Here is a 10580-nt window from a genome sequence, read left to right as displayed (position 1 = left end):
CAGGCTACTTTACCTTTATTGACATACGTTTTGCATTGCCATACTACTTTTTTGGATGGATTATTGCTGTTCCAGGTTCGGCGTTTAAAAATGGCTCCACAGCATCCACAATACACTTTGCTACTGAGTGCATATTTACTGGAGTATCTTTTACTATCCCCCATGACATTACCTTTCAGCTTGGCCCTCCATTCCTTTTCCTTTTGCACCGCTTCAAATAGTTCCTTGGATACAATCGGCTCATGGTTGTCCTCAATTAAATATTGCTGTTCTTGTCCTTTATTCCTTACTCGTTTGTGGGTTAGAAAATCTACCGTTACCGTCTTTTGCTGAAGCAAAGCTCCGTAATATTTCTCATTGGTCAGAATTAATGTAATCGAGGAATCCCACCACGTATCGCCACCCGTGACTGTTTTAATGTGATCTCGCATCAATCCTCTGGCTATCGCCTGATAGCTTTTCCCATCCAAATACTCCTCGTATATTCTGCGTACAATCTCTGCTTCTGGCTCGTTAATCACCAATTCACGATGTTCATCCTTATCGTAGCCGAGAAAGCGAGTCGTGTTGCAGAAGACTTTGCCGTTTTGGAAGCCGCGTAATATGCCCCATCGACTATTCTCAGAAATGTTTCGACTCTCGTCTTGAGCAAGTGAACTCAGGATGGTCAGCAATACCTCACCTGTGGTATCTAGCGTATTAATGTTCTCCCGTTCAAAGAATACGGCGACTCCGAGACTTTTCAGTTCCCGTACATATTTTAATAAATCTAGTGTATTCCTAGCAAATCTTGAAATCGACTTGACCAGAATGAGATCCAGTTTACCATTTCGAGCATCCTGTATCATCCGATTAAAATGTGTTCTATTTTTGGTACTGGTTCCAGTGATCCCTTCATCGGCGTAAATATCAGCCATTTCCCATTCCAAGTTGTTTTGAATGTATTGGGTATAATGGTTGACCTGATTGGTATAGCTTTCCTTTTGCTCCTCGGAATCGGTACTGACCCGACAATAGGCAGCGACTTTCTTCTTTTGAATCGATTGAATTCCTTCTACGATGTCCATCGTTTTAATGGGAACGATCACGACTTTTTTTGCGGTTGTAGCTTGGGCCATAGGTGTTTCTCCCTTCGATATCTTCTTTATACGGTCACATGGTATAATGCTTGCGGCACATCATCAAGTCCATTTCTGCCCATGTTATAGCTATTTGAAAGACTTTTTATTAAGCTCATCAATCGCGATGAACTCTTCTTCTGTAATGACATTTTGTGATCTCAATTGCTTTAATAGGCTTAGACTGAGCAAGTAGTCGATGGATTTTCGTTGCATATGTATGTGCTCCTTTGAAATAAAAATGGCTCACCTCTAAGGCAAGCCGATAGATATAATGCTTAGAATAAATTCTTAAGGCTAATGGTCTTTTCTGTAGTAATGCTATGATCGCTTACTAAGATGGCAGTCAGTACAAGGGCTTTGTTGATTGCTCCACTACTGCTTCCTGCTTTTATGGTTACGCTATTTCCTGTGCTGGCTGTTATGCTCCCCATGATCGGAATTGAATCATCTTGGTTCCATAAGCTCCACTCTACCGACTGGTCAAACACTTCCACTCCATTGTCATAGATATGGCTGAAGTATGATGCACTTTGTCCTGTTTTGAGGATGGGATTGCCGATAATGGCTATCGAATAGATATGCGTTCCCGTTTCAACGACTCTCAATTCAATGGTACTTCGTACTGTCGGATGATACGTTAGTTTTGCGGTGATGCTTGCTTGTCCTAAAGCGATGCCCATAATCTGGCCTTGCTGATCTACACTAACCACATTCGGATCGCTTGAAATGAAAGTTATGGCTGGATTAACCATCTCATTCCCGTTATCCGTAGCGGTCACATTCAACGGTATTATTTCGTTGAGCCGTACATAGGTTATCGTTCCGTGATTGATATGTAATGCGTAGGTATGAGCAATCTCATATTTCCATCGGTCTGCGATGTTATTTTCCAAGTCATCATAAGCTGTATTTATGCTATCCAATGTGCAGCTTAACTGGATGATGCCATTCATCGTGCGGTCAATTCCAGTCACTTTAAATGGCTGATGAGTCATATAGAATCGTTGGCTTAATGTAATGCCCTTCGTATCTGCGTTGTCCTGTACTGTAACCAGGATATGTCCCTCTGGCATGGAGATAACTTTACCTGTTTCCGTTGAAAACGTTCTGGCTTCCACCACAGCATCAATCCATTTTATCTGCCCGTTCCAGTTCAAAGCCAGCCGTTGATTACATTTTTTCATTCTGCCTCGACAAGACTGTTCATTTCGATCCACCTGACTGATAACTAAATATCGTTCATAGCGATAATCTACGATATCACCTGTTTGTAAAGGTGTTGCTGCTCGAATAATTTTTTCATCGGTCATCCGAATGGTATCTGTCGCATCTCGAATCAGACCAAGCTGTCTTACACCGTTTATGTGTACAAGCTCGCCTTTCTCTCGCAGGAAGAAATCTATCATCGGCTCTAGGCTCCTTGTCACTCCTCCACCTCCAAACCAAAATCTGGCTTGCAGCGATACAGGTACAACTCCACATAATCACTCCATTCCTTCTTATCCAAAATAATAAAAATATCTTCGCTAATTCGAATATAGCAGTTCGACAGCAATAAAGATTCCAGTGGACAGAAAGCTCGATATGTAGTCTCCAGTGTGTAACCATCTTCAAATGAAAAGCTTTTACGATAAGGTTGTACATCTGCCATCATTGACCGAATAGGTATGAATTCAGCATCTAAAATTTCCAACTTCGTATCGTAGAACATTAATCTGTTCCGACCTTGATTTTAGGCAGAGGAAGAGCCAGTCGAATATTTGTCGGAATCCCTGTTTCATAGGTAGCTGAGCGTTCACCTTCTTGCTTAGTTATAAGTCCAACCGAATCCCTATTTTTATAAAGATACACAGCATAATCGACCATGACTTCATCATATTCCACTGGTAGTGTTAAGACATTACAATAGCCATAAATATTACTCCTCGCTTTATTCAAATAGTGGATTAGGATATCATCCTTGGATATGTCCGTTGGTTCCATGCCTAATAATCGTTTCATCAAATCCATTAGCTCACTCATGTGCTGGCTCCTGTTCCTCCTTTACCTGTGCCTTCTCGTTACGCTTCATGTTCTTGGCAGCTTGAACTTTCGTTACAGGTTCATCTTCTTCAGTCTCATCTGGTTGAGATTCCTCCACTTGCTCATAATGCCCACTGGCCTGTAACCGCAGCATTAACTCCTGATCTGTGACTTCCCATATACATCCTGTTTCCTGATTCAAAAACCACATCTTATTACCCTCCAAAAAAATAAAATAGGGCATCCAAAACGGACACCCCGAACGTGTTTCTTCTATTATAATGTGTTCTCATATCATCTACTTTCAATTAAGACTTATTCGCTGTAAGTACAGTGATGGCTTCCGGCTTGATACATTTGGCTCCGAATACTTGCAACCCTTTCACTGCATCTGAAAATTGTTTCTCTGGTCTGAATGCTTCCACCGAATCCACTTGACCTGCAAAGGAAATGGCACTTTTATGACCTGCAATAATTTTATACTTAGCTCCTGCGGTATTTGGCACATTGTTGGATTTATAAACGGTCATGCCATCAATATCTCCCACATAGCCTGTGCGGATAAGATTCGGGTCTTTGGTGAAACGGGCATCTTTCAGCAGCAAGCCATAGTACCATGCAGGAACCACTACAAAACGTTCCGATTCAGGTACATTATTTTCGTCCAATAGCACACCTAAATCAATCAGTAAATCATAGGCTGTATCTTTTGTAGGAATTATCGGCGTTGCATCGTTACCCATCGTATTTTCAGCTTTGACCTCCGTATAAAATCCAGCCAGATACTGATCCACCACATTAGCAAGCCCATACGAAGCTTCCATGATCCCACCATCCAACAGATTCACATTCGCTTGGGCAGCATCTACATCATCCACTTGAAAGTTGAAATACTTCGCCTGATCAATCACCAATGTTTTTTGTGTAGCATCCAGTTCCTGTGGATTACCGATTCCTGCCACCTTATCATAATTGCCAATGCTTACTGCCCCAATCGAATTGATTTTTACTGTAGAGCCTTGCCCTTGAATCTCACCTTCATAATCGGTGTTGACCACATTTCCGTATACCAGATTCTTTTTCAGACTTTCATTTAAACGTGCGCTCCAAATGGTAGGAATAAAATTTTGTACTGTCATATTCTAGTCACCCTGTCCTTTTCGTTAATTATTATTTGTTTTGTAATGCTTGCTTGACTTGATCCCAATGCTGATTAATCTCGTTTGGGGACATCCCTTTAATCGAATCCAATGTAAATGTGCTACCTGTTGAACTAGCCGGAGGGGTATATCCATCCCCTTTGAGCCGTTGCTCCACTTGCTGTTGGATAGCCAGTTGGAGTGATTGTTCCAACATAGCTAAATTCGCTGTCGTTGTGTCTTCATCTGCACCAACAAAAAAATCCACTAACGGGAGTGGAAGATTCTTCTCGGATGCTATTTTAATTGCTTGGCTGGTTAATCGTTCACGCTGCTTCTCTAGCTTCATATGCTCCACTTCAGCTCGTAGCTTCTCAACTTCAATTTCTTTTTCATCCTTAGCCGGGAATCGCTTCTTGATCTCAGCATCCACTGCACTTTCCAAATGGTTGGCCTTCCATGTTTCCAGCGATTTAGCGGATCGTTTGTCCACCGTGCTATCGAACCAACTTTTTGCTTGCGAATTAGATTGAATAAATTGCTCCATTCCCTCTACGCTATACGGATTCAGACCCTGAAAATATGTTTGCCATTCCTCATTGGTTTGGTTTTCCTCAATTAACTGCTTCACTTGTTCTAAATTCATTTTCGTTAATCTCCTTTATTGCCCATTCGACTCTGTAGAACCGAACACGCTTATGTATGTATTGAGCCGTTTAATGTCATGCTCAGGACAGGATTTGTTACGCTTTAGAAATCACAAAAACGAGGAAAAGGTACAAACATACCCACTCCCCACTTTTGCCTATTTTTCATCCTTTGTTTATATAGCTTTTTGACAGCCTAAAGCGTTACATCAAGCCTGTTGTTTGCCTAAACTTCAGAAACGTATATGTATGCTGAAACTGTATCATATTGAATATCATGCTCAAGACAATCATGTAACGCATTAGAAAATGCAAAAGTGACGAAAAGGTACAAGCATGCCAACTCCTCATTTTTACCTATTTTTAACCCTTTGTTTATAGGGCTTTTTCCACCTCTAAAGCGTTACATCGAGCCGTCTTTTTGTCTGAACTTCCGAACACGTATCCTAATATTTTCTTTTCTCGCTTTACCTCTGCATTTGTCACAATATTTCTGCCGATTCGAATTTGCCGAAAATGTTCCTCCACAACGTGTACAGTTCACCCTCGGCTTCGCTGTCTTAGGCTCAGTCTCTACATTACGTTCAGACTTATATTCTTGATCCAACTTCTCATCCATTGGCAAAACTCCATTTTCAAAATAGATACAACGGGGAAGAACATCGGCTTGAACGAAAAATACACATGGGCCATCCTGTAAACAGCAATAGTTTGGGATACCATGCTTTGCTCCGAGATAACACGCACAGCTATTCTTCACAAGCCGCTTGATTTTATTTTTATTCTGCATCTGATACCTCCTTATCCGTAGCAATTAATCGTTGCTGCTCCGAATGAAATTTATTGAATTCCAGCTTTGGATTCTCAACAAACGGAAGCAACGTGAGCAACGTTTCCTGAGAGACCACTTCTTTCAGTTTCACAATCACATCAGCCATCCCAACCAAGTCTGTCGGTAAGTTGCGAGTAAACTTCACCGCAATATCACGGTAATCATATTGAACTCCTTCTTTAATGTGTAGGTAGGTGAAGAAATTCCGTAAACGCTGCTTGATCGCCTTTTCCATTAACGCTTCACGCATTGCCACTCGATTCTCCAAATTCAATAGCTTATTTCTCAGCGCTAAGGAAGATGTATTGCTGGCCCAATTCTCATTGAAGTTAACCTGATCCATCATATCGAAGATTTTGCGTTCAATATTGTCCAACTCATTTTTCACAAAAGAATCGTTAATCTGCTTTGTGAGCCAGCTTACTTTCCCTCCAGCCGGAACCTGAATAATGCCCATCTTCTTCATATTCAATAAGTCTTCAGCTTCCAGCTTGGCATTCTCAATCACTAGGTAGGCATTACGATGATCTGCAATTTCATTGACCAAATCGGAATTCAATGCGTTATAGGCATCAAATAAAGAAATCACATCATGGAAGCCACTTTTTCTCTCCGTATTGGCTGGACAAGAGATAAGCGGGACTCTTCCAAAGATGTGATTATGTTTGCCGATATATTTTAATTCAGGTGCTTGGTTTGGCCTACTCCGATTGTGTTTGTCATCGTTGCCGATTGTATAGTGTAGAATTTCATGGTCGGTATACACGTCAAGGTACACTTGCTTATCAAATCGTCTCGTGAATTTATGTAGTCCTAATAGTACATTTCTTTCTGCCGTACCGTCCTCCAACACATAGGCATTCAAAGGGGATAGTACCGTGGCTGAAAACTGACCATCCGAGTCGATATAGTTCAATTCAAAACTCTCGCCAAAGATTTCGGATTGTTTTCGAAGCTGCAAATTATGTTCCTTGTCCCAATGGCTCATATGTATATCTATATTATGTATAGCTGTGTCCTGATCCGACTTGGACACATAGTTTACTGGCTTACCGAGCAGATAGCCGACTTCATTATCTACAAACTTACGTGGAAAATTGAAAATAAGCTTTTGGTTGCTTCGGCTATCTTGCATCGCATAGTTCTTGAGAATAGCATGCTGACCATTGTAGTAATCTGAATATTTCTGTTTGGCTATTGCAGCCGATTGGAGTTCGTTTAGACATTCTATAATGATTTGTTCCGTAATTTGCATCTCATCGAATCCTTTCAAAATGGGCTATGTAATTGTTGCTTAAAATCAATAAAAGAACCACCCTTAATAAGGTAGTTCCTTATTGCACTGCCGTTTCCGTTAGCATCATATCTAAAGGGAAGATTCAATTGTATTTTAAATTATTCCCAAGCATTATGGTGTATTAGATTATTCAGATTTCGACGCCTCTCCCAATCTTCTTGTTCTAGGATTGGTTTTGTAGGATAAAAATCCGTATATCCTAATGAAATCAAAGCAACAGGGTCAATATGTGGCGGAATATTTAGTATTTCTCGTACGTCTGTTTTCTTGTAAAAACTAACCCATCCCATAGCTATCCCTTCTGCATAAGACGCCAACCACATATTTTGGATACAACAGGCGACGGATAGAATATCTGTTTCAGGAATAGAATTTCGCCCAAGTACATGTCCGCCACCTCTCGTGGGATCACATGTAATACAGATCGTTATAGGTGCCTCCCTTATCCCCTCTAATTTTAGCGAGAGAAATCTTGTCTTTTTTTCATCTTCATAGTGTATGGACAACGCTTGTATTTCTTTATGACATGCATGCGCCAATCGTTCTTTAACCCCTTGAGAGTCAATGACAATAAAATCCCAAGGTTGCATAAAACCAACGGATGGTGCATGATGACCAGCCATTAATATGTTGTTTAACTTATCTTTGGATATGGGTTTTCCATTAAATGATCGAATATCTCTCCTTTCAAAAATGGCCTTAAATAGTCCTTCTCTTTCAAAATCATTTAACAATTTAATCCCTCCCTTAAAACAAAAATCCCCAGCCTAAATAAGACTGAGAATGCGCCAGTACTCAAATGATTATGACAGGGCTTCAGACTCAAGTTTACATTGAAATAGGTTTTTTATGATATAACTCTAATATTATTTATGCTTGAAATCAATATTATCTCTTGCAGTTCATTATCAATCTGTAGTCTAAACTGCCTGACCCTCAAAACAACAAACTGCGATCATAAAATTTCAGACTCTTGACCGACTGAATCAATTGAACAGCTCCATACAAACTATCTGGCGCATCGTCATATGTACAATTTCGATTATAATCCTTTATCTGGTTATTATATCGAAGGTTATCTGAATTGAACAGAATATGACCTTTCTTGATTTCTGGCTCCAAGCTAATAATTCGTTCATGCTTCTGCCCCTTGGAATGTACACTTTCTACAGGTGTATGTATCTTCGCCTTCCATAGCTCTTCTTCAAACTTTTGCTTCATATAACTCTGTGCCTGATTAACCTCAAAACCAAGCTTATCTACGGGATAAAGCTTTAATTTTTCAATAGCCACTTGAAACAAATCATCCGGCAACAGTTTATAGATTTCGCCGTCGATGACATACATTTGCTTCGTCTTCCTGTGCTGCCCAATAATGGAGACAGCAGAATAGTCATTTTTCTTCCCGGCTTTAATGGCTGGATCAATGTACATCGCCATTTCCATTTCATCAAACTCAGGTAGCCTGTCCCAATACATGAGATTCTGAAATATGTAATCGTCGGTTGAACGCGGATCATTTTGTAATTCTTTATAGAAGCTTTTTTCTCCCATCGCTTGCTTCTTGCACATCAAATAATAATAGTCCAAATACTCGCTCCACAGGATTTTCGTACCCTCTAGCATTTCTTTTTCGTGAGCCATAAAAAAAGACAAGGCCGTATTCATCCTATCCTCGTCTTGGAGATTATTATATTGTCGCTCCCACTCTGACCATAGATCATCACGCTCTGAAAATTGAAGCACAGCTGCTTTACGGACACTTCTTACTCCTGGTACTTTACCTTTGAGCAGATCAGCCATGATGTCTTCTTCATTCAAGATGGTTCCACAGATCAGAATATTCGTATCTCTTGTTCCGATAGGAAGAATCACGTCCGTAAATGTATTTTTAATCTGTTCTCGTTTGGCCTCAGATCGAGCCGTATCCTCCTTGAGCAAATCATCCATCAATACCAGCGTAGGACGATGATGCTTATAGTGAATACCTCGAAGTGAGCCATCTATGCCACGAATCATGATACACGAATCTAGTCCACCTTTACTCTTGAGCCAAATCTCATTGTTGTTCCAGCGGCTCCCTTTACGAATACCAAAATCCTCAATCAGCATCTGATTCGTTTCTAGCTCATCTTTGATCATATCGAGGAACGGCAATGCAATCTGTTCTGTGGCTGATATGATCAGTGTAAACTGTGATTTATCATAAAGCGTGGCATACAGCGGAAATAAAAAAGAACTGATCGTTGACTTTCCATGCTCCCTTGGGAGTCCGAAAGCTGTAATCAGTCCTGTATTCGCAAGCATATGTCTTAATTCCGAAAATAACTCTTTGTGAAACCGTCCAAACGCTCGATCAAAATATTTAGGGAAATAGGCTAAAGCGAAAAACTCAATGTCCATCTCACCGATAAGCTTTCTTAATTCAGAGAAAGAGAACGTTTCGATCAGTTGTTTCATTTTGGGCGGCTTGAAATGCTTCTCCATATACTGCTTAAGCAGTTCAGCCTGTCGCTACTCTTCTTGCTTTATCGTTTCAATGGGTATATAACTCCTTTCTCATATGTAGCGTAAAATCATCACAAAAATTTCTGCACCCTTTGCTGGCGGCTCCGTTTCTCTACATAGAAGACCCCCTCCATCTACAACAAAAAGAGTGGCTTCTCACCACTCGATATTTGCCAAGGCTAGTTCCATATCCTGCTGTGTCGTCAGCGTATAGATATTGGTTGTCGCTACGTGATCATGTCCAAGGATTTGCTGGATGGTCGTCAAAGGAGTCGTCTTCACCAGCTTATAGCCAAGCGTATGTCTGAGCATATGTGGCGTCACCTTTACATTGACCCGATTCCCGTATTTGTTCAAGATCAAGTTGACTGCATTCCGCTCCAAGGCTCCGCGCTGCCCCATACATAGATATTCTGATTCCACTTGTGGCCTGACTTCGAGATATCGGGTGATGGCTTTTCGTACATCCTTATTCATCGGTATGGTTCGATAGGCATTTCCTTTGCCAAGTATCCTCAATAAACCTTTACGTTCACTAATCTCAATATCCTTCAACTGGATGCCAACCAATTCGCTTACCCGTATCCCTGTTCCTATCAGTAATTCGATCATACAAATGTGCAGCCGATTTCCCATACGGTGAATTTCATTCCGCAGCTTCCACAAATCCTTTTCCTCAAGACCCTTATACTGCCGAACAACCTTGTTCCTAACCGCTTCGATATGTATTTCTTCCTTAATATACCCTTGTTGATGAATCCATTGTGCAAATACGTTGATACTGGCGATCTTACGGTTGATGGTCAGTATTGCTTGGTTGGTGCTTTGCAGATATTTCTTGTATTCTACCCCATCCAATTCAATCCACTGATCCAATCCATATTCCGTCTTGCCTCGATACCACGCTATGAACTGTAATACGTCCCGAATATAGCAGGAAACCGTGTTCTCGCTCCGATCCTTGCTCCGTAAATGCGCTTCAAATCCTTGAATATACTCCATATTCGCCCCACC

The 10580-nt window shown here is 40.9% G+C and carries 13 protein-coding genes; all 13 read right to left on the bottom strand.

The features are described 5' to 3' along the window. On the bottom strand, window positions 1-1118 hold a 1118-nt coding region (locus ABH897_RS25365; protein WP_404592876.1), incomplete at its 3' end, for a recombinase family protein. Window positions 1119-1208: 90 nt separating this feature from the next. Next, window positions 1209-1334, bottom strand: coding sequence for an SHOCT domain-containing protein (locus ABH897_RS25360; protein WP_268794278.1), 126 nt, complete (start codon window positions 1332-1334; stop codon window positions 1209-1211). Window positions 1335-1396: 62 nt separating this feature from the next. Further along, complete coding sequence (locus ABH897_RS25355; RefSeq protein WP_404592875.1) at window positions 1397-2527, bottom strand: Ig-like domain-containing protein; 1131 nt, start codon at window positions 2525-2527, stop codon at window positions 1397-1399. A gap of 17 nt (window positions 2528-2544) precedes the next feature. After that, window positions 2545-2772, bottom strand: coding sequence for a hypothetical protein (locus tag ABH897_RS25350; RefSeq protein ID WP_404580645.1), 228 nt, complete (start codon window positions 2770-2772; stop codon window positions 2545-2547). Between the two features lie 59 nt (window positions 2773-2831). Further along, window positions 2832-3143, bottom strand: a complete 312-nt coding sequence (locus ABH897_RS25345; protein ID WP_342416718.1) for a phage head-tail connector protein — start codon at window positions 3141-3143, stop codon at window positions 2832-2834. Continuing rightward, a complete protein-coding gene (locus ABH897_RS25340; RefSeq protein WP_342416717.1) occupies window positions 3136-3354 on the bottom strand; it encodes a hypothetical protein in 219 nt (72 codons plus the stop codon). Before ABH897_RS25340 ends, ABH897_RS25345 begins: the two co-directional genes overlap by 8 nt. 97 nt (window positions 3355-3451) lie before the next feature. Beyond that, the gene (locus ABH897_RS25335) at window positions 3452-4282 is read right to left on the bottom strand and encodes a phage major capsid protein (RefSeq protein ID WP_404580646.1); all 831 of its coding nucleotides are present in this window, start codon (window positions 4280-4282) and stop codon (window positions 3452-3454) included. 31 nt (window positions 4283-4313) lie between these two features. Next, a complete protein-coding gene (locus ABH897_RS25330; RefSeq protein ID WP_404580647.1) occupies window positions 4314-4928 on the bottom strand; it encodes a DUF4355 domain-containing protein in 615 nt (204 codons plus the stop codon). Between the two features lie 404 nt (window positions 4929-5332). Next, window positions 5333-5719, bottom strand: coding sequence for a hypothetical protein (locus ABH897_RS25325; RefSeq protein ID WP_404592874.1), 387 nt, complete (start codon window positions 5717-5719; stop codon window positions 5333-5335). After that, complete coding sequence (locus ABH897_RS25320) at window positions 5709-7016, bottom strand: phage portal protein (protein ID WP_404592873.1); 1308 nt, start codon at window positions 7014-7016, stop codon at window positions 5709-5711. The genes ABH897_RS25325 and ABH897_RS25320 overlap by 11 nt, the downstream gene beginning before the upstream one ends. A 140-nt stretch (window positions 7017-7156) precedes the next feature. Further along, complete coding sequence (gene bluB, locus ABH897_RS25315; RefSeq protein WP_404592872.1) at window positions 7157-7792, bottom strand: 5,6-dimethylbenzimidazole synthase; 636 nt, start codon at window positions 7790-7792, stop codon at window positions 7157-7159. A gap of 202 nt (window positions 7793-7994) precedes the next feature. Then, on the bottom strand, window positions 7995-9545 hold the full coding sequence (terL, locus tag ABH897_RS25310; RefSeq protein ID WP_404592871.1) for a phage terminase large subunit: 1551 nt from the start codon (window positions 9543-9545) through the stop codon (window positions 7995-7997). 177 nt (window positions 9546-9722) lie between these two features. Next, window positions 9723-10568: a tyrosine-type recombinase/integrase gene (locus ABH897_RS25305; RefSeq protein ID WP_404521826.1), complete on the bottom strand. Its 846-nt coding sequence runs from the start codon at window positions 10566-10568 to the stop codon at window positions 9723-9725. Window positions 10569-10580: the final 12 nt, after the last annotated feature.

Origin of the sequence: Paenibacillus sp. RC73, from assembly GCF_044908085.1 — a bacterium.
Taxonomy (GTDB): domain Bacteria; phylum Bacillota; class Bacilli; order Paenibacillales; family Paenibacillaceae; genus Paenibacillus; species Paenibacillus terrae_A.
This window is presented reverse-complemented; position numbering and strand designations above follow the sequence as displayed.

Excerpts from the sequence above, each read along its gene's own strand:
- ABH897_RS25355 (WP_404592875.1), bottom strand. The coding sequence starts at position 2,527 with ATGATAGATTTCTTCCTGCGAGAGAAAGGCGAGCTTGTACACATAAAC.
- ABH897_RS25320 (WP_404592873.1), bottom strand. The coding sequence starts at position 7,016 with ATGCAAATTACGGAACAAATCATTATAGAATGTCTAAACGAACTCCAA.
- terL (WP_404592871.1), bottom strand. The coding sequence starts at position 9,545 with ATGGAGAAGCATTTCAAGCCGCCCAAAATGAAACAACTGATCGAAACG.
- ABH897_RS25360 (WP_268794278.1), bottom strand. The coding sequence starts at position 1,334 with ATGCAACGAAAATCCATCGACTACTTGCTCAGTCTAAGCCTATTAAAG.
- ABH897_RS25335 (WP_404580646.1), bottom strand. The coding sequence starts at position 4,282 with ATGACAGTACAAAATTTTATTCCTACCATTTGGAGCGCACGTTTAAAT.
- ABH897_RS25350 (WP_404580645.1), bottom strand. The coding sequence starts at position 2,772 with ATGGCAGATGTACAACCTTATCGTAAAAGCTTTTCATTTGAAGATGGT.
- ABH897_RS25345 (WP_342416718.1), bottom strand. The coding sequence starts at position 3,143 with ATGAGTGAGCTAATGGATTTGATGAAACGATTATTAGGCATGGAACCA.
- ABH897_RS25305 (WP_404521826.1), bottom strand. The coding sequence starts at position 10,568 with ATGGAGTATATTCAAGGATTTGAAGCGCATTTACGGAGCAAGGATCGG.
- ABH897_RS25340 (WP_342416717.1), bottom strand. The coding sequence starts at position 3,354 with ATGTGGTTTTTGAATCAGGAAACAGGATGTATATGGGAAGTCACAGAT.
- ABH897_RS25325 (WP_404592874.1), bottom strand. The coding sequence starts at position 5,719 with ATGCAGAATAAAAATAAAATCAAGCGGCTTGTGAAGAATAGCTGTGCG.
- ABH897_RS25330 (WP_404580647.1), bottom strand. The coding sequence starts at position 4,928 with ATGAATTTAGAACAAGTGAAGCAGTTAATTGAGGAAAACCAAACCAAT.